Annotated in this window: 17 protein-coding genes and 1 pseudogene; 8 read left to right on the top strand and 10 right to left on the bottom strand. The window is 71.4% G+C overall.

Going from position 1 to position 26,028, the window contains the following annotated elements; translation table 11 throughout:
* Positions 1–18 precede the first annotated feature (18 nt).
* Together ACFO0B_RS15825 and ACFO0B_RS15820 are read left to right on the top strand one after the other, a co-directional pair.
* Positions 19–1,266, top strand: a complete 1,248-nt coding sequence (locus ACFO0B_RS15825) for a pyridoxal phosphate-dependent aminotransferase (RefSeq protein WP_378613206.1) — start codon at positions 19–21, stop codon at positions 1,264–1,266.
* A gap of 315 nt (positions 1,267–1,581) precedes the next feature.
* Positions 1,582–2,841 (top strand): annotated as a pseudogene (locus tag ACFO0B_RS15820) (YibE/F family protein); the annotation flags it as partial.
* A 461-nt stretch (positions 2,842–3,302) separates the two neighbouring features.
* Here ACFO0B_RS15820 and ACFO0B_RS15815 read toward each other — a convergent pair.
* Together ACFO0B_RS15815 and ACFO0B_RS15810 are read right to left on the bottom strand one after the other, a co-directional pair.
* On the bottom strand, positions 3,303–3,869 hold the full coding sequence (locus tag ACFO0B_RS15815) for a GNAT family N-acetyltransferase (RefSeq protein WP_378613205.1): 567 nt from the start codon (positions 3,867–3,869) through the stop codon (positions 3,303–3,305).
* On the bottom strand, positions 3,866–5,161 hold the full coding sequence (locus tag ACFO0B_RS15810) for a hypothetical protein (RefSeq protein ID WP_378613204.1): 1,296 nt from the start codon (positions 5,159–5,161) through the stop codon (positions 3,866–3,868). The genes ACFO0B_RS15815 and ACFO0B_RS15810 overlap by 4 nt, the downstream gene beginning before the upstream one ends.
* A 206-nt stretch (positions 5,162–5,367) precedes the next feature.
* Here ACFO0B_RS15810 and ACFO0B_RS15805 point away from each other — a divergent pair, with 206 nt between their 5' ends.
* Both ACFO0B_RS15805 and ACFO0B_RS15800 read left to right on the top strand, forming a co-directional pair.
* Positions 5,368–5,571, top strand: coding sequence for a hypothetical protein (locus tag ACFO0B_RS15805; protein WP_378613203.1), 204 nt, complete (start codon positions 5,368–5,370; stop codon positions 5,569–5,571).
* A complete protein-coding gene (locus ACFO0B_RS15800; RefSeq protein WP_378613202.1) occupies positions 5,568–6,008 on the top strand; it encodes a hypothetical protein in 441 nt (146 codons plus the stop codon). The genes ACFO0B_RS15805 and ACFO0B_RS15800 overlap by 4 nt, the downstream gene beginning before the upstream one ends.
* Positions 6,009–6,196: 188 nt before the next feature.
* Here the strand turns inward: ACFO0B_RS15800 and ACFO0B_RS15795 are convergent, their stop codons facing one another.
* Together ACFO0B_RS15795 and ACFO0B_RS15790 are read right to left on the bottom strand one after the other, a co-directional pair.
* Positions 6,197–7,534, bottom strand: coding sequence for an Hsp70 family protein (locus ACFO0B_RS15795; RefSeq protein WP_378613201.1), 1,338 nt, complete (start codon positions 7,532–7,534; stop codon positions 6,197–6,199).
* Positions 7,535–7,681: 147 nt separating this feature from the next.
* On the bottom strand, positions 7,682–9,004 hold the full coding sequence (locus ACFO0B_RS15790) for a UDP-glucose dehydrogenase family protein (RefSeq protein ID WP_378613200.1): 1,323 nt from the start codon (positions 9,002–9,004) through the stop codon (positions 7,682–7,684).
* A gap of 231 nt (positions 9,005–9,235) precedes the next feature.
* Here ACFO0B_RS15790 and ACFO0B_RS15785 point away from each other — a divergent pair, with 231 nt between their 5' ends.
* The 3 genes from ACFO0B_RS15785 (at position 9,236) to ACFO0B_RS15775 (ending at position 12,234) form a co-directional block, all read left to right on the top strand.
* Positions 9,236–9,781, top strand: coding sequence for a YdcF family protein (locus ACFO0B_RS15785; protein ID WP_378613199.1), 546 nt, complete (start codon positions 9,236–9,238; stop codon positions 9,779–9,781).
* A 78-nt stretch (positions 9,782–9,859) separates the two neighbouring features.
* The gene (locus ACFO0B_RS15780; RefSeq protein WP_378613198.1) at positions 9,860–11,089 is read left to right on the top strand and encodes an acyl-CoA dehydrogenase family protein; all 1,230 of its coding nucleotides are present in this window, start codon (positions 9,860–9,862) and stop codon (positions 11,087–11,089) included.
* Complete coding sequence (locus ACFO0B_RS15775; protein ID WP_378613196.1) at positions 11,089–12,234, top strand: acyl-CoA dehydrogenase family protein; 1,146 nt, start codon at positions 11,089–11,091, stop codon at positions 12,232–12,234. The genes ACFO0B_RS15780 and ACFO0B_RS15775 overlap by 1 nt, the downstream gene beginning before the upstream one ends.
* 64 nt (positions 12,235–12,298) lie before the next feature.
* On the opposite strand, the gene ACFO0B_RS15770 is transcribed toward ACFO0B_RS15775, so the two are convergent.
* The gene (locus ACFO0B_RS15770; protein WP_378613195.1) at positions 12,299–15,658 is read right to left on the bottom strand and encodes a (Fe-S)-binding protein; all 3,360 of its coding nucleotides are present in this window, start codon (positions 15,656–15,658) and stop codon (positions 12,299–12,301) included.
* A gap of 468 nt (positions 15,659–16,126) precedes the next feature.
* Here ACFO0B_RS15770 and ACFO0B_RS15765 point away from each other — a divergent pair, with 468 nt between their 5' ends.
* Positions 16,127–16,858, top strand: coding sequence for a hypothetical protein (locus tag ACFO0B_RS15765; RefSeq protein WP_378613194.1), 732 nt, complete (start codon positions 16,127–16,129; stop codon positions 16,856–16,858).
* Between the two features lie 326 nt (positions 16,859–17,184).
* Here ACFO0B_RS15765 and ACFO0B_RS15760 read toward each other — a convergent pair whose 3' ends face one another.
* The 5 genes from ACFO0B_RS15760 to ACFO0B_RS15740 all read right to left on the bottom strand — a co-directional run bounded on the left by ACFO0B_RS15760 (position 17,185) and on the right by ACFO0B_RS15740 (position 25,916).
* Positions 17,185–18,516, bottom strand: coding sequence for a S1 family peptidase (locus ACFO0B_RS15760; RefSeq protein WP_378613193.1), 1,332 nt, complete (start codon positions 18,514–18,516; stop codon positions 17,185–17,187).
* Between the two features lie 111 nt (positions 18,517–18,627).
* The gene (locus tag ACFO0B_RS15755) at positions 18,628–19,983 is read right to left on the bottom strand and encodes a S1 family peptidase (RefSeq protein ID WP_378613192.1); all 1,356 of its coding nucleotides are present in this window, start codon (positions 19,981–19,983) and stop codon (positions 18,628–18,630) included.
* Positions 19,984–20,186: 203 nt separating this feature from the next.
* Positions 20,187–21,338 (bottom strand): hypothetical protein, encoded by a 1,152-nt coding sequence (locus ACFO0B_RS15750; protein WP_378613191.1) that lies wholly within the window; start codon positions 21,336–21,338, stop codon positions 20,187–20,189.
* Positions 21,339–21,388: 50 nt separating this feature from the next.
* Entirely contained in the window at positions 21,389–24,145 is a 2,757-nt protein-coding gene (locus tag ACFO0B_RS15745) for a LuxR C-terminal-related transcriptional regulator (RefSeq protein ID WP_378613190.1), read from the bottom strand.
* On the bottom strand, positions 24,138–25,916 hold the full coding sequence (locus ACFO0B_RS15740; RefSeq protein ID WP_378613188.1) for an Hsp70 family protein: 1,779 nt from the start codon (positions 25,914–25,916) through the stop codon (positions 24,138–24,140). The genes ACFO0B_RS15745 and ACFO0B_RS15740 overlap by 8 nt, the downstream gene beginning before the upstream one ends.
* Positions 25,917–26,028: the final 112 nt, after the last annotated feature.

Below are 26,028 nucleotides of genomic sequence, written 5' to 3'. Positions count from 1 at the left end.
GTTGCGGTTGGTGGCACCATGGAGCGGGTGAGCCCCAGTCATCCCGCCCAGCGTGTGCTCGAGCAGTCCACGAAACTGCAGAACGTCGTCTACGAGATTCGTGGACCGGTGAACGCGCAGGCGGCACGGCTGGAGGCCGAGGGGCACCGCATCCTCAAGCTCAATATCGGCAACCCGGCGCCGTTCGGCTTCGAGGCCCCCGACGTGATCATGCGCGACATCATCGCCGCGCTCCCGAACGCGCAGGGGTACTCGGAGTCGAAGGGGATACTGCCCGCGCGCCGCGCCATCGTCACCAGGTACGAGCTGGTCCCCGGCTTCCCCGAGCTCGACGTGGACCACGTCTACCTGGGCAACGGCGTCTCCGAGCTGATCACCATCACCATGCAGGCGCTGCTCGACAACGGCGACGAGGTGCTCATCCCCGCGCCGGACTACCCGCTCTGGACCGCCATGACCAGCCTGGCAGGCGGCACCCCGGTGCACTACCTCTGCGACGAAGCCAACGGCTGGCAGCCCGACATCGCCGACATCGAATCGAAGATCACCGACCGCACCAAGGCGCTGCTGGTGATCAACCCGAACAACCCGACCGGCGCGGTCTACTCCGCCGAGGTGCTGCAGCAGCTCGCCGACGTGGCCCGCAGGCACCAGCTGCTGCTGCTCGCCGACGAGATCTACGACAAGATCCTGTACGACGACGCCAAGCACATCTCGCTCGCCACCATGGCCCCGGACCTGCTCTGTCTCACCTTCAACGGCCTCTCCAAAGCGTACCGGGTGGCCGGGTACCGCTCCGGCTGGCTCGCCATCACCGGCCCCAAGGAGCACGCCGCCGGCTTCCTGGAGGGCATCGACCTGCTCTGCTCCTCGCGGCTCTGCCCGAATGTGCCCGCGCAGCACGCCATCCAGGTGGCGCTCGGCGGGCACCAGAGCATCGACGACCTGATCCTGCCCGGCGGCAGGCTGCTGGAGCAGCGCGACGTCGCGTGGGAGCGGCTCAACATGATCCCCGGCGTCTCCTGTGTGAAGCCGAAGGGCGCGCTCTACGCCTTCCCCCGGCTCGACCCCGAGGTGCACGAGATCCACGACGATCAGAAACTCGTGCTCGACCTGCTGCTCCAGGAGAAGATCCTGGTGGTGCAGGGCACCGGCTTCAACTGGCCGAACCACGACCACCTGCGCATCGTGACGCTGCCATGGGCCCGCGATCTGGCCGTCGCCATCGAGCGCTTCGGGAACTTTCTCTCCTCCTACAGGCAGTAAAGCCCCTGTTTAAGCGGGGTGAAACAAACCCTATGTATGGATACATCCGAGTTTTGAAGACTGACTAGCGCAAAACGAGGACGTTTGTGTACAGTGGGCCTCGGCACTTTCGAGTGCCCGGTCGGATTGTCTACCCCCCCTGGACAATCCGATCATCGGGTCCGGCCGCCTACCCCCCTGGGCCGTCGGCTCGCGGGCGGCGGAGACATCCCCCTGCTCTCCGCCGCCCCTTCCCGAATTCCCCTTCCCGCCGCCCTCGCGGCAACCCTCCCGCGCACTCGCGGACATGACAACCACATCCTTTAAGCTCGCCCGGTGAGCGATCATCACCACCACCATCACGACCACTCCGGTCCCATCGCGATCGGCGCGACCGCGGCCAGGGTGGTCGTCGGCCTGCTCGCCGTGATCGGCATCCTGGTGGTGGCGGGCACGGTTCTGCTCTGGCCGAGCAAGCAGCACGTCGAGATCCCGCTGCCCATGCAGAACGCGGGCGGCGGCGCGGTGCAGACCGAGGCCGGGACGGTGGTCCAGCAGGACATCGGGCCGTGCGGCAGCCCCTCGATCGGCAAGGTCTTCGCCGACGCCCCCGAGGCGCCGCGCACCAATGCCTACGAATGCCAGCGTTCGCTGATCACCATCGACTCCGGTGTGCACCAGGGCAATCGCACGCTCTTCGAGATCGCGCCGGGGCCGGGGCAGCCGGATCTGCGGGTCGGCGACGAGATCCGGATGGTCAGGCAGGCGGATCCCTCGGGCACGCCGATGTACTCGTTCGACGACTACGCGCGCGGGTTCCCGCTGACGCTCATCGTGATCGCGTTCGTCGTGGTGATCATCGTGGTCGCGCGCTGGCGCGGATTGCGGGCGCTGCTCGGGCTCGGCTTCGCCTTCGGCGTGCTCGTGGTCTTCATGCTGCCCGCGCTGCTCGACGGCAAGCCCGCGATCCCGGTCGCGCTGGTCGCGGGTTCGCTGATCCTCTACTCCGTGCTCTATCTGGCGCACGGGGTGAACCTGCGGACCAGTTCGGCGCTGCTCGGCACGCTGACCTCGATGGTGGTGGCGGCGGTGCTCTCCTGGGTCGTCATCAAGATGACCCGGATCACCGGGCTCTCCGAGGAACAGAACACCAACGTCGCCACGTATCTGGAGCACGTGAGTATCACCGGGCTGCTGCTGGCGGGGTTCATCATCGGTTCGCTCGGCGTGCTCAACGACGTCACCATCACGCAGGCGGCGGCTGCCTTCGAGATGGCCGCGTTGGATGAGAAGGCAACGCGGCGGGAGATCTTCGCCGCTGCCATGCGGGTCGGGCGGGATCACATCGCCAGCACCGTGTACACGCTGGTGCTCGCCTACGCCGGTGGTGCGTTGCCGCTGCTGCTGCTGTTCAGTGTGGCGGGGCGGTCGATCAGGGATGTGCTGGTCGGGGATGCGGTGGCGATCGAGATCGCGCGGTCGGCGGTCGGTGGTATCGCGCTGGCGCTGTCGGTGCCGCTCACGACGATCATCGCGACGGTGCTGGCGCGGCCGTTCGGCGGGAAGGCGAAGGAGCGGGTTCGTTCATCGCGTCGGCCGGTCGATGCGCGGAAGCCCGCGCGGGCCGGTTCGCGCACGCCTGGGCAGGGGACCGAACGGGTCCGGCGTCCGGCCGGTTCTTCCCGGGCGGACGAGTCCGGGAAACGGCGGCCCATGAAGCCGAGTTCGTCGTGGGCGGATGCGCCGACGCCCCCGCAGGGGACGCGAGCGCCGGTGCCGCCGCCGCAGGGGTGGCCGCGCAATGATGAACCTCCCAGGTCGCGGCACTCACGGGAGTAGGGTCGCGGCCCACCAACGCCGAGCGCCCCGAACCAAGCTGTAGGTTCGGGGCGCTGTTGCTGCTCGTACTCCTCGCTATGCGCCGGATCGCTTGCTTGCTGTCTGCTGTCGACAAGCCGGCGGCGACGAGGCGATCGAACGCCTCGCGGTACTGCTGGATCGCCGCCGGCTTGTCGTAGTCCGCTTCAGGCAGTGCGGCCCTGCTCGCGCCGGTTTGCTCAGCCGAGCGGCAGCGGTAGATCCAACACGTCGAAAGTCGGAGCATCCGGCCAGCTCGGGCGCAGCGTCCCCACCCGACGCCAGCCCCACCGGCGATACCGGTCGTAGGCGCGCCGGTTGTCCGGGATCACCAACAGCGAAGCGCGCTGCTCCGGCCTGGCCGCCAGCAACTGGTCGTGCAACGCCCGTGCAATACCCTGGCCGACATGCGATTTCACAACCATGATCTCGCTCAGCGCGAACGTGCGCCTGCCGTCCTCCTCGGTGAACTCGTCGACGTCGCCCTCGTCGAGCACCAGACCCTCCCAGCCCGCGGCGCCGGGGCGCAGCGGCCAGCCCCACGTCTGGCCGACCGGCTCACCATCGTCGGTGGCTGTAACCAGGTCGAAGCCTGCCGACCGGGCCGGGTCGGTGTAGGCATCGAACCTGCCCATGAAGGCGGACACCTGGTCGAATGGGTCGCCGCCGGCGATGGCATCGGTGTAGGCGTGCTCGTAGACGCGTTGCACGATGTCGCGCCGCTCACGGGCCTCTGCGGCGGCGTATCGGTCGAATTGAACTGTCATACAATGCCTTCCGCTACGAGAGCGTCGAATCTCGCAGCGAAGTCCGCATCGCCCGTGGCGCGCACCGGAGCGAGCGCCTTCAGCGTGCGCGGCGAGCGCACAGACTCCTCCAGCGTCGCGAGTACCGCCGCGCCCTCCTCCAGCGCCCCCCGGGTGTCGCCCAGCACGGCCCGAGTGGCGGCCAGCCACGCGCGGTCGTTGAGCGCGTTGCGCGGCTGAGCGGGCTCACTGCATGTGACCTCGTACAGCTCGACCGCGCGGGCCGGGTCGCCGAGATCGTGGTGGCCGCGTGCCTCGTGCGCTCGGACCTCGGACGGAGACACGAACCGCAGCCACTCCGGGCAGTCGTCGACCGACTCGAACTCCCGCGCGGCGTCGAGCTCTCGCCATGCGGTCGTGATCGCGCGGCCGAAGCCATGCCGGTCTCGGGCCACGCCGTGCGCCTGCGCGGCCCGCACGGAGATGAGCGCGTGGATGCGGCCGGGTGGCCTGCCCCGCATGAGGTCGCGGGCGCGGCCGATCATAGTTATTGCGTAAGAGGGAGATCCGCTGCCTCGGCGTGCGAGCGCGATGGCCTGGTTCGCAGCGTTGAGGCACACGTGGGCGGTCAGTTCCTCGTCGTTCGAACCGGACGCGAGAGCGAAGGCATCGGCGTGGCAGCGGCGGGCGAGGCTGTGGCGGTCGGCATCGAAGGCGAGCCACCCCGTCTGTACAGCGAGGTTGCCGGTGGCGGACATGAGTGCGCGGCCGGTCGCGTCGCTGTAAGCGGTGCTGTCGAGCAGGGCGAGGGTGCGATCGAGAGTGGCGACGGCCGCCTCGACGAGCGGCGCGCCGCCGACCTGTTGGTCCGCGGCGATCAGCTCGGCAACGGCGGCGGCGAGGCGCTGCACGTCCTCGGCGCCGATGCGCGCCTGCGCAGGATGGCCCAATGCGGGCAGCGTCGCCATGACGGCGGCGACCTTGCCGAATTCACGGCGTCTCACGTCAGCATCCTCCTCGGTCACGGCCTCGTGTTGACCGGTCGCGATTCCAGGATGCACCAGCGGGCCGGGATGGGACGTGGAGAGCGCGACGGCGAAGCGCTGCGCCTGCTCCGGGGTGAGCCTGCGAAGCACGGTGTCGAGGTCTTCGGCCCGGCTCGCGCGCACGGTGCGCCCGACGGCTGATCGCTCCCATGCCCGAATGGTCGAGGGGCCCCAGCCGAGTCGCTCGGCGAACTGCTCCTGAGTCTCCCGAAGTGCCGCTGTCCGAAGCGCTTTGACCTCGACGGCTGTCCACTTCTCGACGATCATCCGGTGCCTCCCCCACGTCGGCTCGTCTCCAACGGAACCCTAGCGGTTTGCCAGCGGTCCGGTGCCTGGGTTCGAACAGGTCGGGCAGCGAGTCTGAGAACGCACCCGGCACCGAGACTTCGCGGCCGACACCCGCTTCCGGTTCGCACGGCCCGCCCTTCCTTCCGGGCCATCGGCGCCGGGTGCTCGACGCAGGGGAGAGAGCCATGGAAAACCAGCCGGACGGCGCCGAGCGAGCGCGCCGCGACAGCCAGGGCGACGCGACGCGCACCTACCGGTGCACCGAGGCCCCTCCAGCTCTGCATCGCTGGGATGCCTCGAGCGTGCTCAGCCAGCACGCCGGAGACGACCCGGCACGTTGCCTGCCCTATGCCGCCGCGCTCGCCCGGTTGTCCACCCCGCTGGCGTGACCACCGCGCGCCGAGGGCTTCCACACTGGCGCGAGCTCACCGCGGTATTCCGCACCCCGGTCGGCGAGCATGACACCGGCCTGTTGCGGCGCGCCCGGATGCTGGCCTCGGTACACCGAGTGCGCGAGCTCTACTCCGGCCGCGACGCGCTCTTCGAAGCGAGCCGCGCGGCGCTCAGGAACGAGATCGCAGAATGGATCAGTGGCGACAACGGTGCCCGCCCCGCCGACGCCGCGGCCTGCGCGCGCGTCATCGACGACATGGCCGCGGCACACGTCACCGCCGAGCGTATGTTGTTCGCCGAGCCGCCGGTCAGCGCGGAGCAGCTGCATTCTGCCTGGTTCGATGTCGGCTACCTCGCGGGGCGCTGGGCGGACCTGGTTGCCGAGGTGGTGGACGGGCAGCCTCCGGTGCCGTGGCCGCTGGAGCGCCGGTGATCCTGTTGCGCAACCGGAGTCGTGCTACGACGACCTGGCCTCGGCTGCACTCTCCCGGCGGGTCGTCGTCTTCGCTCCAGCGCATGAACGGCGGCAGCTTCGCCTCCTCGGCCCTGGATTTGGAGCCGTCGAGTTGACCGGGGCAGCCTCGCCCACTCGGCGGCGGCTCGCGGAGGCCGCGATCTTCGCTAGCGCGGAGGTGGGAAGAGGGGCGGGATCGTCGGGACGACGATGGGCGGAAGGCCGGGGACCACGAACGTATTGGGGCCGGGCGGAGCGGGAGCCGGAGCTTGGTCCTCAGTGGTCTCGGTGCGCCTCGGCGGGACCGCCACCGACTCGTGCACCGTCTCAGTGGTGGTGGCGGGCGCGACCGCGATCGACGGGTCCAGCGTTGTGGTGCGCGGAACGCTGCTGGTTGGCACCGCGGTGTCCCCTTCCCCCTGCTGATTCGAGTCACGCTCGAGCACCTGCGGCCCGTACCCCAACCCGAGCCCGATAGCGGCGAGGACGGCGAGCGCGCTCACCGCGAGCACCGCGCCGCTGACCCCGCGCCGCTCCCCGCGCGCGGCGGGCGCCGAAAGCCAGGCGGGCGCGAGATCGGCGTCGTCCAAACCGGATTGACCGGGCACCGCGACGAGCGGGTGCCCGGGATGAGAAGGCGGCGGCGCGACCGGCCGCACCGGGCGGGCGAGCAGCGCGGCGCCGCGCGCCATCACGGTCTCCGGCTCCTCCGGCACGATCACCGGTACACCCATCCACCGCTCGAGCACCTTCGCCACCAGCGGAATCCGCGCGCAACCGCCGATGGCGAGTATCCCGTGCACCGGCCGATCGGAGCGCACGATCACGTCCCGCGCCATCCGCGCCGACGATTCGATCGCCAGCATGATCAAAGCCTCGAAGTTCTCCTGCGCCAGCAGGACCAGGCCCTGCTCGCTCGGCAGCGCGACCGCGGTGTTGCTGGAGAGCTGCTCCTTGGCTTCGCGGCAGAGCGCGTCCAGCGCGGCGAGGCCGGCGGGGTCCTGCGGGTGCGCGATGCGCCCGGAGGCGATCTGCTGCTCGCGGATCAGCGAATCCAGGTAGTCACCGCTGATATCGCTGGTGCGCTCGCTGTGCCTGACCTCGCGGTTCTGCGCGTCGACCACGCTGACGGTGAGCCCGGAGCTGCCCAGGTCGTAGACGACCAGCGAGGAGATGCCGCGGATCTCGCCGGTACGGTGCACCCACTCCAGCGCGGCGACGACCTCGGGCACCAGTTCGTAATTGGTCAGCTGCTGCCGCGCCATGGCCTCGCGCAGGGATCGCGCCTGCTGTTCGCTGCGGTAGGAGATGGCGGTGGCGTGGATGTCGGGGGTGGCCTCGGCGGTGACGCCGATGGCCTCGGCGGTCAACTCCTCGACGGGCTTGCGACCGACCGGGATGGTCTGGATGTCATAGGCCGGGCCGGTCTGCGGGACGGATCCGGCGTGCGGGCGCGCCAGACGGACGGCCCCTGCCCCCACCGAAACTCCCAGCACCGAACTCATCAGCTGCCCATCTCGTCGAATACCGCACGACTTGCGAGCCCACGCCGGGTTGCCGACGGTAAGCCCACTCTCGAACATACCGTCGTCGTCCGACGTTGCCGGCGGCAGGACTGGTCGTCCGGCAGTCGCTCCTGCCCGAGGTCAATGCTACGACGTGCCGAGGCCCGCGTATACCCACCCGGATTTCCGCCAAACGTCACGATCGAGGCAGTTACGGCCGTCGATGATGCGCCTGGCCCGCACCACGGACTCGAGGTCAACTGGACGCAGCGCGGTGAATTCGTCCCATTCGGTCAGTACCAGCACCACGTCGGCGCGCTCGCACGCCTCGACGACCGAGGTCGCGTAGTTGAGGGTGGGGAAGACGCGGCGCGAGTTCTCCAGCGCCTTGGGGTCGTAGACGGTGACGACGGCGCCGTTGAGCTGGATCATTCCGGCGACGTTCAGCGCGGGCGAATCGCGCACGTCGTCGGATTCCGGTTTGAAGGCCGCGCCGAGCACCGCCACGTTGGCGCCGAGCAGCGAGCCGCCGACGGCCTGCGCGGCCATGTCGACCACCTTGGTGCGGCGACGCATATTGATGTTGTCGACCTCGCGCAGGAAGGCGACGGCGTGCCCGGCACCGAGCTCGCCCGCGCGGGCCATGAAGGCGCGGATGTCCTTGGGCAGGCAGCCGCCGCCGAAACCGATTCCGGCGTTGAGGAATCGGCGGCCGATGCGCTCGTCGTAGCCGAGTGCGTCGGCGAGCACGGTGACGTCGGCGCCGGTGGCGTCGCAGACCTCGGAGACCGCGTTGATGAACGAGATCTTCGTGGCCAGAAAGGCGTTCGCCGAGACCTTGACCAGCTCGGCGGTGGCGAGATCCGTCAGCAGGAAGGGGACGTCTGCGTTCAGCAGATCGGCGTACAGCTCGCGGACCTGCTGCTCTACCCATTCCGATGCACCGCGCGCGGGATCGACGCCGAGGACGAGGCGGTCCGGGCGCAGGGTGTCGCGCACCGCGAAGCCCTCGCGCAGGAACTCCGGGTTCCAGGCCACCTCGACGTCGACCGGGGCGAGCGCGCGGGCCCGCTCCCCGAGCGCGGCCGCGGTGCCGACCGGGACGGTGGACTTGCCGACGATCACCGACGGCCGCTCCAGCAGCGGGGCCAGCTCGTCGACGACGGCGTGCACGTAGCCGAGGTCGGCGGCGTACTCACCCTTCTTCTGCGGGGTGCCGACGCCGAGGAAGTGCACGTCCGCGTGTGCGGCCGCCTCGGCGTAGGAGGTGGTGAACCTGAGCCTGCCCGCGTCCAGGTTGCGGCGCAGCACCGCCTCCAGGCCGGGTTCGTAGAACGGCGTCACACCGTCGGAGAGTTTGGCGACCTTGCCCGGGTCGACGTCGACGCCGATCACGTCGTGTCCGAGTTCGGCCATGCACGCCGCATGCGTCGCGCCCAGGTACCCGGTTCCGAAGACTGTGCATCGCATGATCGATTGGTAAGCCGCGACTGTGGCCGCGTCGCGTCAGCGAGGCAAGGTGGGTGGCAACAGTAGATGTACATGCGGAGACATCGCGATTTCCGGCGCGTCGTCCCAGGTCGGCGCGGTCCGGCCGGCCACACGCTGCGGCCCGCGCCTCGCCGCGCGGCCACCCCGGTGCCCGGCTCGCCCGAGACCCGGTCCGCCCGGCGCCCGGCCTGCTCGGGCTAGCATCGCGCGGTGCCCAGGTTCGCCCGCCGCGCGGCGCTGCTCCTCGGTGCGGCGGCCGCGGTGGTCACCGTCGCACTCCGGCCCGTCTACGTGACCCCGCAGCGTGACGCCCCCGCCCCGGCCGATGCCATCCTGGTGCTCGGCGGCGCGCACGACGGCCGCGAGGAGCTCGGGCTTCGGCTCGCCCGCGACGGCTACGCCCCGCTCGTCCTCTTCTCCGACCCGTACGACGGCAGCCCGCTGGTCAACCGCATCTGCCACGGCGGTTACAGCTTCGAGGTCCGCTGTTTCGACCCGAGCCCGCGCACCACGCGCGGCGAGGGCCGGGAACTCGCCCGGCTCGCCGCCGAGCACGGCTGGACCCGGGTGATCGTGGTGACCTTCACCCCGCACATCTCCCGCGCCCGCTACATCCTCGGGCAGTGCTGGCCCGGCGAACTGCTCTTCGCCGACCCCCGCCCGCGGCTCTCCCCGGCGCGCTGGGCCTGGGACTTTCTCTACCAGTCCGCCGGGTACGCCAAGGCGTTCACCGAACTCACACTGCACGGCTGCTGACCAGCGAAAAACATCTGCTGGCGGACGCCATCAGTTTTGCTCTAGAGTGCGGGAAGCGACAACCCTCCGGGAGGACAGATGGAATACGACTGGTCCGAGGCCGACCTGGCCTTCCGAGACGAGGTGCGGGCGTTCCTCGACGCCGAGCTGACGCCGGAGATCCGGCGCGCCGGCCGGCTGGCGACCAGCGTCTACCCGGACCACGAGGCCAGCATGGAGTGGCAGCACATCCTGCACCGCAAGGGATGGGCGGCGCCGCACTGGCCGGTGGAGCACGGCGGGCAGGACTGGACTCTGACCCAGCACCACATCTTCGCCAGCGAGTCCACGCTGGCCGGCGCGCCCGCGCTCTCGCCGATGGGCATCCGGATGGTGGCGCCGGCGATCATCGCCTTCGGCACGAAGGAGCAGAAGGAGTTCTTCCTTCCGCGCATCCTCACCGGCGAGGTCTTCTTCTGCCAGGGCTACTCCGAGCCGGAGGCAGGCTCCGACCTGGCTTCGCTGAGTATGGCGGCGGTCGACGACGGCGAGGACTTCGTCTGCACCGGAAGCAAGATCTGGACCACGCACGCCACCGAGGCCAACTGGATCTTCTGCCTGGTGCGCACCACGCGCGGCAAGAAGAAGCAGGAGGGCATCACCTTCGTGCTGATCGACATGAACCAGCCGGGCATCGAGATCCGCCCGCTGGTCATGAGCTCCGGTGAAGAGGTGCAGAACCAGGTCTTCTTCGACGGTGTCCGGGTGCCGAAGAGCAATGTGCTCGGCAAGATCGACGAGGGCTGGACCGTCGCCAAGTACCTGCTCGTCCACGAGCGCGGCGGGGCCGCGGCGCCGTGGCTGCAGGTGCTGGCGCACGACCTGGCGGATGCCGCCGCCGAGCAGCCCGGCCCGGACGGCCGCCCGCTGATCGACGACCCGGCCTTCGCCGCCAAGCTCGCCGACGTGCGGATCCGCATCGACGTGCTCGAGGTGCTCGAGTACCGGACGCTCGCGGCCATGGCCACGGGCAAGAACCCCGGCCCGGCCTCCTCGATGCTCAAGGTGCTCGGCACCGAATTGAGCCAGCAGCTCACCGAACTCACGCTGGAGGCGGCGGGGCCGCGCGGCCGGGTCTACCAGCCGCACGCGGCCATGCCCGGCGGCCCGGTCGCGGGTTACACCCCGCCCGCCGACGGCTACCACAGCGGTGCCGAGTGGCAGGCAGTCGCGCCGCTGCGCTACTTCAACGACCGCGCGGGCTCGATCTACGCGGGCAGCAACGAAATTCAGCGAAACATCCTCGCCAAAGCAGCATTGGGGCTCTGATGGACTTCACCCTGACCGAGGAGCAGGAGATGCTCCGCTCCGCGCTCGCCGCGTACCTCGGTGCGCGCTACGACCTGGAGAAGAGTCGTGCGGCGGCCAAATCCGATCTGGGCTGGCAGCCGGCCGTCTGGCGCGGATTCGCCGATGAGCTGGGAATTCTCGGCGCCACGCTGCCCGAGCGGGTGGATGGCTCCGGCGGCGGCGCCGTCGAGCTGCGGGTGATCGCCGAGGAGCTCGGCCGCGCGCTGGTCGTCGAGCCGTTCCTGGACACCGTCGTGGTCGGCGCCGGGCTGCTGGACCGGGCAGGCGGCGATCGGGCCGACGAGGTGCTCACGCAGATCGTCGCCGGTGACGCCAGGATCGCCTTCGCGGCCACCGAGTCGACCGCCGGGCACGTGCTGCACGACGTGAGCACCACCGCGCGCCGGGACGGCGAGGACTGGGTGCTCGACGGCGCCAAGGTGGTCGTGACCAGCGCCCCGCTCGCCACCCACCTGATCGTCTCGGCCCGCACCTCCGGCGAGCGCAGGGACGAGCACGGCATCTCGCTCTTCCTGCTGGAGTTCGACGCCGCGAACCCGCCCGCCGGGGTCGAGGTGCACTCCTACCGCACCATCGACGACCGCGTCGGCGCCGACCTCACCCTCACCGGGCTGCGGCTCCCGCCGAACGCGCTGCTCGGCGTCGAGGGGGCCGCGTGGGAGGTGATCGCGCCGACCATCGACAGCGCCATCGCCGCGGTCTCGGCCGAGGCGGTCGGGGCGATGGGCAAGGTGCTCGCGGACACCGTCGAGTACGCCAAGCAGCGACAGCAGTTCGGTGTCCCGATCGGCAGCTTCCAGGCGCTGCAGCACCGCATGGTCGACATGTACATGGAGCTGGAGCAGGCCATCGCGGCCTCGCACCTGGTGACCGCGGCTCTGGACGCCGAACCGGCCGCCCGCGCCCGCGCCGCCTCCGCCGCCAAGGTGACGATCGCCCGCGCGGCGCGGTTCATCGGGCAGAACGCGGTGCAGCTGCACGGAGCCATGGGGATGACCGAGGAGCTGGCCATCGGGCACTACTTCAAGCGGCTCACGGCGATTCAGCGGGAGTTCGGCACCGCCGACGAGCATCTCGCGCGGTACGCGAAACTCACCCGCTGAGGTCGCGTAGCCACGCGAAAGGCGCCCGGATCGTGTGATCCGGGCGCCTTTTCGCTGGGTGGGGTCAGGCCTTGCGGCCGGGGGACTTGGCTCCCGACTTGAAGCCGAGGCCGCCGGGCTTGGCGGTCGGCGGGGGTGTGCCGGCGGACCCGTTGCCGTTCGTGCCGTTGGTGGACTCGGCGGATGCCGTGGTCTCCGGTTCGGCGGTCTCGGGCTCTGTGGGCTCCGGTGTGGAGGTTTCCTCGACCTCGGGCGCGGGGGTCTCCTCGGCCTTCGGCTCGGGAGTCTCCGCAGCCTTGGGCCCCGGGGTTTCCGCAGCCTCGGGAGCGGCGGATTCTTCCGCCTGCGGGGCGGGCGATTTCTCCGGCTCGGCCGGCTTGGGGGCGCCGGGGGCCTTGGGGCCGGGGCGCTTGAAGCCGGACTTCATGGCGAGGCCCTTGGCGGCGACCGTGGGCTTGCTCTCGGTCGCCTGTGCCGGTGCCTCGGCTTCCGCCGTCGCGGTGGCGCCGGCCTGCGCGTCGGCCGGAGCCGGGGCTTCTGCCTGCGCTGAAGTCCCATCGGGAGCGGAAGTCCCGGCCGGAGCCGAGGTCTCGGCCGGCGTGGCGGACTCCGCCGGTGCCTTCGCCTCGGTCGAGGCAGCGGGCTCGGGGGCGCCCGGTGCCTTCGGCCCGGCCTTCTTGAAGCCGGACTTCATGGCCAGCCCCTTGGCCGCGACCGTGGGCTTGGTCTCGGTCGCCTCGGCAGGCGCCACGGAGGTCGCCTCGGCTTCGGCAGGAGGCGCGGAGGTCGCTGCCGCGTCCGATGACGTGTCCGCCTCGGCAGAGGTGTCGGTGGCCGGTGCCTTCTTGCCGGGCGGCTTGGGCGCACCCTTGCCGGGCGCCTTGCCCGCACCCTTCATGGCGAGACCCTTGACCGGCTTCGCCGGTGCTGCGGCCGGAGCCGCTGCCGCCGACTCGGCGGTCGAGGTATCTGCGTCCGCGCCGGCGGTGTCGGCCGGAGCCGCTGCCTTGGCGCCGGGTGCCTTGGCCGGACCCTTCATGGCGAGACCCTTGCCGCCGGGCGCCTTGCCGCCCTTCATGGCGAGCCCGCCACCGGCGGGCTTCGCGGCCGCGGGCTTCGACTCCGGCTCGGCCTCGACCTCGGCGACCGGCTCAGCGACGGGCTCCGGCTCGGCCTCCTCCTCGACCTTGGGCTCCTGCACCACCGTCAGCTTCTCGGTGAGCACCGCCGCATCGACCCGCTCGATCGCATCGAGCATGAGCTGCGCGACGTCGATGACCTCGACACCCTCACCCTGCCCGCTCTCCTGCCGCGCGGTCACCCCGTCGTGCAGCATGACGCGGCAGAACGGGCAGCCGGTCGCGATCTTGGTGGGCGAGGTGGAGAGCGCCTCGTCGACCCGGTCGATGTTGACCCGCTTGCCGAGCTGCTCCTCCATCCACATGCGGGCGCCACCGGCGCCGCAGCACATGGAGCGCTCGCCGTGCCTCGGCATCTCGACCAGGGTCGAGCCGGAGGCGGCCATCAGCTCGCGGGGGGCGTTGTAGACCTTGTTGTGCCGCCCGAGGTAGCAGGGGTCGTGGTAGGTGATGTTCTGTGCGACGGGAGCGACCGGGACCAGCTTCTTCTGCCGGACCAGGCGGTTCAGCAGCTGGGTGTGGTGCACGACCTCGTAGGTGCCGCCGACCTGCGGGTACTCGTTGTTGAGCGCGTTGAAGCAGTGCGCGCAGGTGACGACGATCTTCTTCTTGCGGTCCTCGACGCCGTCGAACACCGCGTTCAGCGTCTCGATGTTCTGCATGGCGAGCTGCTGGAAGAGGAACTCGTTGCCCGCGCGGCGAGCGGAGTCACCGGTGCAGGTCTCCTCCTGGCCGAGCACCATGAACTTCACGCCCGCGGTGGCGAGCAGCTCGGCGACGGCCTTGGTGGTCTTCTTGGCGCGGTCCTCGTAGGCGCCGGCGCAGCCGACCCAGAACAGGTACTCGTAGCCGTCGAAGCTCTCGGCGTCCTTGCCGTAGACCGGGACGTCGAACTCGATCTCGTTGATCCAGTTGAGCCGGTCCTTGGCGTTCTGACCCCAGGGGTTGCCCTTGTTCTCCAGGTTCTTGAAGAGCCCGGCGAGCTCGGAGGGGAACTCCGATTCGATCAGCACCTGGTAGCGGCGCATGTCGATGATGTGGTCGACGTGCTCGATGTCCACCGGGCACTGCTCGACGCAGGCGCCACAGGTGGTGCAGCTCCACAGCACCTCGGGGTCGATGATGCCGTTCGCCTCGTGGTCGCCGATCAGCGGCCGCTCGGCCTCGGCCTTGGCGGCATCGGAGATCCGGGCCAGCGCGGCCTCGTCCGGCTTGCCGTCGGCATCGACCAGCCCGACCTCGTCGCCGCCGGGATCCTTGCGCCCACCGGCCAGCAGGTACGGCGCGACCGCCTTGCCGTGGTCGCGCAGCGACATGATGAGCAGCTTCGGCGAGAGCGGCTTTCCGGTGTTCCAGGCCGGGCACTGGCTCTGGCAGCGGCCGCACTCGGTGCAGGTGGTGAAGTCCAGCCAGCCCTTCCAGGAGAAGTCCTCGATCCGGCCCGCACCGAGGGTGTCGGTGTCCGGGTCGACGTTCTCCATGTCGAGGGCGCGGCCCTTGGACATCATCGGCTTGGCCGCGCCGAGCGCGACGCCGCCGTCGGCCTCGCGCTTGAAGTAGATGTTGAAGAAGGCCGAGAAGCGGTGCCAGGCCACGCCCCAGGTGATGTTGCGGCCGACGTAGTACAGGAAGGCCATGCCGGACATCAGCTTGACGAAGGCGAAGATCGACACCATGTTCGGGCTGGCCGGGAGCAGCTTGGCCACCTGCATGGTGAAGAAGTCGGTGTAGGCGTTGGCGTGGCCGTAGGTCGCGATCTTGCCCGCCTTGACCAGCACCATGCCGAGCCCCTCGAGCAGGACGATGGTCTCGATGACGTAGGCCGGGGCGAACTTGGAGCCGCTGAAGCGGGAGAGCCGCTCGGGCACCCGCGGGTGGTTCAGCTGCCGGATGACGATCAGCGTCACGATGCCGACGATGGTGCCGATGCCGAGCAGCTCGTCCCACAGGTGGTACGCGGCGGTGTCACCGATGATCGGCCAGTGGAAGGCCGGGTCGAAGGTCTGCCCGTACGCCTCGAACCACAGGATGGCGCCGCCCATGAAGCCGATCATCACCAGCCAGTGCGCCCAGCCGACGGTGCGGAACTTGTTCATCCTGGTGTGCGCCAGGAACTCGATGAGCATCTGCTTGAAGCGCGGGAAGAACGGCCGCCAGCGATCGGGGGCGGACTGACCGAGCATGATGGCGCGGACGATGTCCCGGACGCCGCCGAAGAACGACGCCCAGCACAACAGGCTGAGCGCTGCTCCAATCGTGCCCAGCGTCAGTGTCAGGGCATTCATGTCGCGACCTTTCTTTAGAAGCAACACGAGCAGGGTCGAGCCGAGCGGTGACCCGCCGGTACTCGAATGGCTCGTATCCTAACCCGAGGTAAGTTACCCGCCAGTAACTTACCCTGTCCATCGTACGATCGTCCGTCGGGTGTTTGCCCCGTCTTACTGGGGCTTGACCAGAAAAACACCTGTGATGAGCGTCACGGGAAATTTTGCGCGCGCACCCCGTGCGGGAGCAATGATCACGGTAAATGCCGTGGCGAAGGCCCAGCTCGATAAGGGCACGCTAACTAGCTAGCAAGAGTAAGGAATCTCGCATCCGTGGGCCGGTTCCATTAGGCTCACGACGTTCTGTTCGCCGTGCCCGATTTCCACACCGCTCGGGGAGGTCCCGGGTCGCCTGTGCTCCGGGATGACGAGCTCTCGCGTATGGAGAGAGCGGGCCGCGAACAACCCCAGAATGGATTGGACACTGCATTGAATCTCCGGAGAACCGCCGCGGCTGCCGCGCTGGTCGTCGGCGGGCTGACCGTGGGGGCGGGCACCGCGTACGCGAATCCCGCGCCGGCCGCCGAGCCGTCCGCGGACCCGATCAACTACTCGGTGAAGCTGGTCGACAAGACGGTCGTCACCACCCTCAAGGGTGGCACCTTCGAGCTCACCAAGGAAACCCAGGGCACCGACGAGGTCGAGTACTACAGCGTCAAGGACGGCGCGGGCAATGTCGTCATGACGCTGCCGGTCGACTTCTCGCTCGGTGACATCTCGGTCCCGGTGAAGCCCGTGGTCAAGGAGGACGGCAAGGTCCTCGAGCTGACCCCGGAGACCCAGCCGGTCGTGCCGGAGGAGAAGGCGAACACGGTCAACGTGAACGTCAAGCCGATCGCCTCGCCGATCGAGAACCAGCGGGCGCAGAACGAGTTCGCCAGCCAGTTCGGCATCGCGACCGCGGTCGGTAGCTTCCTCGGCACCGCCGTCGGCGCCATCGCGGGCGGCGTGACCGGCTGCATCATGGGCCTCCCGCTCTTCGGTGTCGGCTGCATCCCGGCCGCCATCGCGGGTGCGGGCATCGGCGGCATCCTTGGCACCATCGCCATCGGCGGCCCCGCGCTCGCCATCGCCGCCATCGACCTGGTGAACACCATCAGCGCCCCCGAGGGCACCTCCAAGTGGGCCGACAAGCCGAAGCCGGCCGACCAGCCCAAGTAAGCACGGAGTCGACATTCCGGGACGGCCCGGACCTCGAATGCGAGGTCCGGGCCGTTTCGCGTTCCGGGAGCGGGAGGGCTGTGGGGCGTTCTCCGTGCCACGAGGTACCGGGCCCCTCGGACGGGCAGTCCGATGCGGCAGCGTGGCGCTCAGCACGTCGAAAATCCTCCGGCTCAGGGGGTAGCGGGCCGGAAACCGTGGCGGCACAGTGACGTTTTGCGCCGACTTGCACTTCGGCGCCTCCGGTCATACCTACCGGCTCTGAAACAGCGAAAAGGCCGGGAGCGTGAGCGCTCCCGGCCTTCGTTGCTACTGCCCGGTATCTACTAGCCGGTACGAACCCGGAGCCCCGGGTTGTCCGAGAGCACGACGCTCACCGGCTGCGCGAAGAGCTGCGGCACATTGCCGGTCAGCGCGCCGATCAGGTTGGGGATCTCGCACACCGGGTAGTCGGCGACCGACGAGGCGCTGGAGATGCCGAGCGCCATCCGGCCGGAGACCAGCGGGCCGCCGGAGTCGCCGGGCAGCGCGCAGATGGTGGCCGAGAAGCTCTGGGTGAGCTCCCGGTCGCCGACCTGGACGGTCTGGTCGATCGCGTTCACCACGCCGCAGCTGAAGCCGGTGCGCGCACCGGACTTGCAGACCGGGGCGCCGACGACCGGGCTGGCCACGCCGTCGATGGCGATCGGGGCGGCGCCGCCCGCGCGCACGGTGTTGTTGGCGAAGCGCCCGGCCACCTGGTCGTTGATTCGGATGATCGAGTAGTCCTGGTTGCCGAGGACCGACTTCTGGAAGCTGCCGAGCTGCGCGCCGAGGCGGTCGCCGCGGGCCACCTCGTACACGCCCGCCGCGTTGCCTGCGCCCGCCGACGGGATGTCCGGGTTGCAGTGGCCCGCGGTGATGTTCACGACGTTGCCGTTGCGGTCGGTGCCGTTGAACCCGAGCGAGCAGCGCAGCGAGGTGTCGCCTGCCACCGAGGCGTAGCCGTCACCGGCGGACAGCTGGCCATTGGCCTCCGCGATCTCGGCCGCCTGCGGCTTCGGGGCCTGCTCGCCCGCGATCGGCGGGGCCATCACGATCACCCGGGACGGGTCGACGAAGCTCGGCATGGGCAGCCCGACCTGGTCCACCCGGACCGCGATGCTGTTGTTCACGGTGTCGATGACGACGCCGCGCACCAGGTTCGCGATCTCGGCGGGCTGGCCGTCCAGCCAGCGCTCGAAGGCGCTCTTCTCGCCGCGCAGCGCGGCCTCGCTCTTGGCGACGTTGCGCACCTCGAAGCCGGCGGACTCGGCGGCCTGCCTGGCCTCGTCGGCACCGGGGCCCTGGGCGAGCGCCACCACCGCGCGGCCCGCGTCGTCCAGCCACGCCCCGCCGAACACCTGCGGGAACTGCCGCTGGGCATTGGTGGCGAAGGCGGCGACCTGCTGCGCCACGTCGGCGCGGTTCAGGTACTCGTCCGCGGAGATCTTCAGGTCGCGCTGCACGGCGGCGATCAGATCGGCGGGCAGCGCACCGGCGTCAGCAGCCGGGTCGGCGGAGGCGACTGCCGCGGTGGGGCCGAACAGCAGGACCGCTGCCGAGGCCGCGATCACGGTCTTTCGGAATGTTCCGGAGCGGGCGGCCGGTCGGCGGCGGCCGTTGCGTGGCAGAAGCATGCCCAGACTATATGGTGTGCGGTCCGCTATCACTACTCGTCCCCTGTGCTGCGTGGTTGCGATTCGGACAGATCCGGCGAGTGTCGGCGGTCACCGACGGTTTGCCGAGTTTCAGCTGGTGACCGGCTTGGTCCGGACGGTGATCCCGGAGCCGGTGCCACCGCCTGAGGCGGCGTCGATCTCGGCGAGGATGGGCCGGATCGGGATGCCGAGGGTCGCCGTGCCGCCGTACTGCGCGAGCGCCACATTGGCCTCGTTGCAGCTCGGTGCGTCGGCCGCGTTCGACCCGCTGGTGATGCCGAGGGCGAGCGTGCCGGAGACGATCGCCCCGCCGCTGTCGCCACCGAGGGTGCAGGCGGAGCTGGCGAAGCCGCGGATGGTGCGGCTCTCCCCCTCTGCGGTGTAGAGCTGGGTCTCCACCCGATCCGCGACGACGTAGCCGCAGGTGAAGGTGGAGGACTGGCCCGACTTGCAGATCGGCGCGCCGGTGATCGGGTCACCGACGCCGGTGATGTGCAGCGTGGTGCCGTTGGAGCCGCGCACCGACGGCTGGTCCATGCCGAGCCCGACGGCGTGCTCGTTCAGCTCGATGAGCGAGAAGTCGAGGCCGCTGGCGCCGCCCAGGTTGGCCTGGGCGAAGGAGCCGAGCGCCGGGCTGTTCGGAATGTCCCTGACGTTCGGCTGGTACACGGTGGCGCGCTGGTCGCCCTGGTCCAGCTTGGGGTCGCAGTGCCCGGCGCTGATGTTCAGCGCCCGGCCCGCGGCGTCGACGCTGTTGAAGCCGAACGAGCAGACATCGACGCCCTGCAGGTTGCTGTCCTGCAGCGAGAGGTTCGAGGTGATGTAGGTGTCGCCCGCCATCGGCCTGCGCTCCACCGGCCCGCCGCCGCCGGGGGTCAGGATGACCTTCACGTTCGCGATCAGGGTCGGCACGTTCAGCATGTGCCCGGTGGGGGTGTTGGCGATGCTGACCACCAGCTGGCTGTTCAGGAAGTCGATCGCGACCGACTGGATGGCCTGCGACACCTCCCTCGGCAGCGTGTTGACCCACTGGCCGAACTGCTGCAGCGAGCCCTCGAGACCGTCGGCGTTCACCGGGGTCAGCCTGGTCTGGTAGCCGTCCGCGGTGGCGATCCGCGCGGCCTCGGGTGAGGTCACCGCGACCACCGGATTGCCGTCCTGGCCGATCCAGGCGCCCGCGAAATCGCCGGGGCGCTCGGCGCGGAAGTCACTGGCGTAGGTGCGCAGCTCCTGGGCCCGGGCGGCGCGGTCCAGGTACTCGGTGGGGGTGAGCTGCAGATCGCGCGCGATGGCCTGCACCAGTTCGGCGGGGAGTGCGTCGGCGGCGAGCTGGTCCGGTGCCGCGGTGGCGGCGCCGGAGCAGAGCAGGGGAGCGAGAATGACGGTCGTCGCGGCGGCGATGCCGGCTGCCCTGACCGCGGCGCGACGCGCCACCAGCTTGCGCATGAAGTCCCTTCGTCGGCACCCACGTGCCAGCCATCAGTGGGGAACGGGCGAACCGCACCCACGAAAATCCTCATTCAGCGGACCACCCGACAGGGAAAGTCCGGTCAGCGCAACACTCTAGGGCACGAATGCGTATCGGTCGTGGGCAATCGTCGAGCGGGATGATCTACCGCGGAGAACCGGGCGGTCGGCCTGTTCACCGGCTACCCGGGCATGTTCCAGGTCGGGAATCCCGGCGGGTAGGTCGGCTGCCACGGCTGCGGCCACGGCGCCCTCGTCGTCGTGGTCCGCCTGGTCGTGGTCCGGGTGCTCGTCGGGGCGGGAGTGGTCGTTTCCTCGCTGGTGGGCGGGGGTGGCGGTGGCTCCGGCGCCGGCTCGGGCTCGGTGCCGGTCGTGGTGATCACGACCGGCGGCTCGGTACTGATCGGCGGCGGCGGCGGTGGCGGCGGCGCCGTGGTCGAGGTGACCGGCGGCAGCGACGACTGCGCATCCGGCAGCTGCGGCCCCTTCGGGTCCGACGACTCGCGGAAGATCAGCGCCATCCCGATCCCGCCGAGCACCGTGCCGAGCGCCACCGCGGCGGCGATCAGCAGCACGATCCGATTGCGCGTGCGGCGCACCGGCTTCGCGGCCGGCACGGTGGCAGGCACCGCCGCGGCCGGCTTGTCGGCATCCGCCTCCGGCTCGATCGGCATCGGCTCGGCGGCGGGAACGGCGGCGGAGTACGCCTGCGGCCGCGCCCCGTCGGCGTCGACGCTCGGGATCACGTCGGTGACCTCGAGCGCGTGCACCGGCGGCTCCGATGGGTCCGGCGGGGTGGTGCCCGCCGGGGTGGCGAGCACCGCGGCCAGCGCCGAGCGGGCCGCGTGGTGCGCCAGGGTCCGGCCGCGGTCCAGCCCGGCGGCGGGCGGCAGATCGGCCTCGTCGACCAGCACCACCGAGCGCAGCCCGAGGTAGTCCAGCGCCTCGCGCAGCCCCTGCACGTGCTCCGGCGGCCAGCTGTTCGGGTGCGTGGCGTAGAACTCTGCCGGGCCGACCAGGTAGTCGGCGGAGAGGTTGATCAGGCAGAACAGCGCGGTCGCAACCAGATCCTCGGCCCGGTACGCCTCGCCGTCGTCCACCGTGACCCCGTTCGGGTCGCCGATGGCGCCGACGAAGTGCCGGATCGAGTGCGTGTAGCCGTCCGGCGGCTCGCCGCCGAGCGCGGCGTCGCCGTCGTCCGACATGTGCAGCACACAGGTGCGGACGATGTAGTGCGGCTCGCCCTCCGGAAGATCCCCCTCCGCCCCGCTGTCGGTCGCGATCGCCGCGACGCACTCGTCGTCGGCAATGCGCAGGCCCACACCAGTGGCCATCCTGTTTACCTCGCTTCGACGCGCACCCGGACAGGTTTCCCGACCAGGCGTCACACCAGCAGCGAGCCGTGTCCCATGGCGCGGAGCATCGACAATAACTCCGAACGGGACTGGGCACCGATTCGACGCCGGATCCGGGCGACGTGGTGCTCCACCGTTTTCGCCGAGATGTAGAGCCGCGCGCCGATCTCCCGGTAGGTCAGGCCGAGCAGGACCAGCTCGGCGACCTCGCGCTCGCGCTCGCTGAGCACGGCCGCCGGGTCGGCGCCCGCCACCGGATTCGCGGCGGGTGTGCCCGCGCGCGGCCGCGGCGCGGGGTCGGCGGGTCTGGCGTCCGAGCGGACCGTGCGGGCCAGCTTGAGCAGTGCGGTCGCCGCGGCGGGGTCGCTCGCGGCGAGCGCGGCCTCGCTGGCCAACCGGGCGGCGTCCCAGGTGAGCCCGAGCGCGGCCAGCTGCGCGACCGCGGCCTCGACCTCCGGCGCGGCCACCTCGCCGCGCAGCACGAGCACCCAGGTGCGGCCGGCCTGCGCGAGCACCGCGGCGTGCCGATCGCCCGCCTCGGCGGCGGCCCTGAGCTGGCCCGCGTGCGGCAGCAGGTCGTCCGGGCGCTCCTGCGCGAGCGCGGCCTGCACGCCGTACCAGTGGAAGGCGTTGGCCCAGGCCGGCGGCTCGCCGAGCCTGCGGAGCACACCGTAACCGGCGGCGACCAGCGGGGCGATCCGGCGCTCGTCGCGTAGCCGGATCCCGGCCAGCCAGAGCTCGCCGATCGGCAGCAGCGTCAGCAGGTCGGCGTCGACTTCGTCGAAGAGCGGCACCGCGGCCTCCCAGGCCAGGGTGAGCGCGGTGTGATCGCCGGAGCGGCGGGCCAGCCCGATCGTGACGCCGTGCGCGAGCAGCCGGTCCCGCGGAGCCAGGACCGCGTGGTCGAACGCGGCGACCCGGTCGGCGGCGGTGCGCTCGTCGCCGCCGAGCATGGCCGCCCAGGCCGCGAGCACGGCGGGCTGCGGGCCTGCGTTGCCGTCGGCCTCGGAGCGGCGCAGCGCGTCGATGGCGCGGCGCGGCTCGCCGATGCTCAGGCAGAGCAGCGTGGCGATGGTGGTGGCGGCGCACGGCAGCAGCCGCTCGGTGGCCGCGGCCGCGTGCGCGACCCCGATCAGCCCGGAGACCGCGGCCGCGGTGCCCGCCTCGCCGTCCTCCAGCAGGGCCATCCGGCCCCGGCCGGTGGGGTCGGGGCGCGGCGTGACGGTGCGGGCCAGCGCCTCCACGATCCGGCGGGCGTGCGCGTTCGCCTCGGTCGGCGGCCACTGCCGCGCCGAGGCGGACATGGTGGCCGCGCCCGCCGCGTCGCCGGCGAGGTACTGCACGGCGGCGCCGGTGGCCCAGTCCGCGCCCGCCCGGTGCGGGCCCAGCCAGCCGTAGAGCTGCGCGGCGCGTGCGGTGCGGCCGCGCCGGACCAGCACCGTCGCGCAGATCCGGACGGCGGTGGCGAGATCGGGGGCGGCGTCGGCCGGGTCGAGCGCGCCCGGGTCGGCGCCGCCGAGCCGGGCCAGCACCGGCTCGGCCAGCCGCAGCGCGGTCTCACCGTCGCCCGCGCGCAGCGCGGCCTCGGCCCACGGCAGCGCGATGCCGTCCGGGTCGGCGCCAGCGGCCACGGCGGCGCGGTAGTAGCGGACCGCCTCCGCGCCCGCCTTCTCGGCGGCATGGCACAGGAACTCGGCCAGCCGGGCGTCCCGGACCCCGGACTCGGCGAGCAGCAGCGCGGTGTGGTCGCGCAGCAGCCCGGCGTCCAGCCGCGCGGAGAGCAGCCTGCGCTGCACCGCGACGAAGCGGCGGTCGCCGAGCAGCGTACGCAGCGGCGCGATGGCCGGGTCGAGCAGCAGGTCGGCGTCGGTGACGAGGGCGCTCGCCCTGGCCCGGTCGATCAGCGCGTCGGCGGCGCCGACCGGGACGCCGAGCACCTCGACCAGCTCGCTGGAGTCCAGCCCGGTGCCGGTGGTGGCCACCGCGAGCGTCTCCAGCAGGTCCGGCTCGACCGCGCCGAGCAGGCTGCGGGCCCACTCGGTGACGGCCGCGTCCACGGTGGCGATCCCCGCGTCCAGCCGGGCCGAACTGGCCGCGGTCAGCGCCGCGACGACGCCGCCGCGGTTCCCCGCGGTCAGCTGGTGGATGTGCTTGGCCACCGAGCGCGGCACCACCATGCCGAGCTCGCGGGCGAACGGGACGATCTCGGCCGCGCCGAGCGCGCGCAGCTCGACCACCCGGCCGCGCCGCGCGACGGTGTCGGCGAGCCGGCGCAGCCGCTGGTCGTGCGGGCGCGGCTGGGCCGCGATCACCACGGTGCGCTGCCCGGCGTCGATCGCCCGGCACAGCGCGAGCAGCTCGGCGTCGCCGAGGGTGTGGGCGTTGTCGATCACCAGCGCCGCCTCGCGCTGCGCGACCTGCTGCGGACGGGCGGCACCGACCACCGCGGGGGAGCCGGGGCGGCGGGCAGGCGGTGGCTGCCGGTTCGGCACCGGAAGCCGGGGCGCGGGGCGCCCCGGCAGCGGAAGGCGGTTCGGCGCGGAAGCACCCGTTCGCGCCGGGGTGGGGCGGGGCGCGGTGTGCGCGGGCCTGGCGTGGCCGGAGACGGTGTCCCGCGCCGGGACCCCGGCGGCGCGCAACTGCGCGCGGATGGCGGCGAGCAGCGTGGACTTGCCGGTGCCGGAGCGTCCGCGCACCAGGTAGACCGTCGGCTCCGCGGAGGCGGTCTCGAGCTCCCGCAGGATCTCGCGCGCGATCGGGAGGGTGTCGAAGGCAGCCTCAGCCACCGGAGCCTCCCAGTACCTCGCCGACGCCGCCGACCGCGTCGCCGACGCCGCCGAGCACGCCACCGACGCCGTCGCCGACACCGTCGCCGACACCGTCGATGGTGTCGGTGAGCACGCGGGTCGGCAGGCTCGGCACGGTGGGGGGCTGGATCACGACGGTCTGCGGGGGTGCGCCGCCGCTGTTCGCGGGGGGCTGGGGCGCGCCGCCGTTGTTCGCCGGGGCGGGGGCCTGGGGGGCGGGCTGGTCGGGGGCCGGGTTACCGGCCTGCTGCACAGGCCGGCCGTCGGGGGTGGCGGCGCCGGGCGCGGCGGGGGTGCCCGGCGCGACCGGGGCAGCGGGGGACCCGCCGGAGCCCGCGACGGTGCCGGGGGCCGCGGGCACCGGCCGGCCGGTCGAGTCGACGGTGACGACGCCGGGGGCGGCCGGGGCGTCGGTGGCCGCGACACCGGCCGCTCCCGGGCCCTGCGGTGCGTTCTGCACCGACGTGGGCGGGGTCGACTCGCCGCTGAAGGTGCCGGTGCCGAGCGCGAGCGTGCCGGTGGCGAGCAGGGCGAGCGCGGTCACCGCGCCTGCCACGATTCCGGCCCGCTGCCGCCCGGTGAACCGCCCGTGCGGTTGCGGCGGGTCGGGTAGATCGGGGAGTAGCGCCGGGATCCTGGTCGTCGCGGTGTCGTCGGCCGCCACGGCGACCGCGGGGGTGTTCTGCACCTCGGCGCTCGCGAGATCGGCGGCGAGCAGCGCGGCACCGCGCGCGGCGGCGTTCTCCGGATCGCCCGCGGCCGCGACCGGCAACCCGAACTCGGAGGAGAGCACCTCGGTGACCAGCGGAATCGCGCCGCCGCCGCCGGTGAGCACGATTCGGCGGACATCGCCGAGCTCGACTCCGGCCCGGTGCAGCGCGTCGCGGACGAGTTCGGCGGAGGTCAGCAGCGGGGCGCGCAGCAGGTCCTCGACCTCGCCGCGGACCAGCCGGATCCGCTGCGGCCCCGCCGCGTCCAGCCGGACCTCGACGACGGTGGCGGTGTCCAGGGAAAGGGTTTCCTTCGCTTTCCGGCACCGTTCCCGCAGCGCCGACAATTCCCGTTCCACCACCGGATCGAAGGGGTCGAAATCGTTTTCACCCATGGCATTTGCCAACACGTAACGCATGGTGAGCAGATCGAATTCGGCGCCGGCGACCTCGGTGCTGTGGACCGGGGCGGCGAGCAGGCCGGACTGCGCGCCGGTGCGCAGCACCGAGACGGTGAGGCCGGTGGCGCCGAGGTCGTAGACCACGACCGCGCCGTCCTCGCCAGGGGCGCGGGCGGTGTCGAGCAGCCGCAGCACGGCGGTGGGCTCGGGGACGAGGGTGACGTCGTCCAGCCCGGCCCGCGCGAGCGCGGCGCGCTGCGCCTCGACGGTGTGTCTCGACCACCTGGCCGGGTGGCAGGCGACCGTCACCGGGTCGGCGTAACCGGCGGCCTCCTCGATCAGGCAGGCCACCGATGTGGCGACGAGATCCTCCGCGACGTGCTCGGATCCGTCTTCGGCCAGGATCGCGACCGGGTCGCCGACGCGGGCGAGGAAGCCCTCGAGCACGGTGTCGCCGGAGTGCCTGCCGCGCGGCGCCGCCGCCGTGCCGAACGCGGGCGCGGCGTCGGGCGTCAGCCGTAGCACGCTGGGATGCGCCGTGACCCGGGCGGTTTCACCGTCGCGATCGTCGGCCGCCGCGGCCGCGACGGCCGACCGGTACGCACCGACGGTGATGCCGAGCGCCAGACGCTGTGTCATGCGAGAACCCCGTTCGAGAACTGTTGGTCCGATGTGTCGCTGTCCTACTGCGTGCGCACCCGGCGCACCAGCTCTGTCGGTTGCTGGGGGAGCGCCGTTACCGATTCCGGGC

The sequence above is a fragment of the Nocardia jiangsuensis genome, from assembly GCF_042650385.1.
Lineage (GTDB): Bacteria > Actinomycetota > Actinomycetes > Mycobacteriales > Mycobacteriaceae > Nocardia > Nocardia jiangsuensis.
The sequence above is the reverse complement of the archived record's forward strand: the minus strand, read 5'-3'. Positions and strand labels throughout refer to the sequence as shown.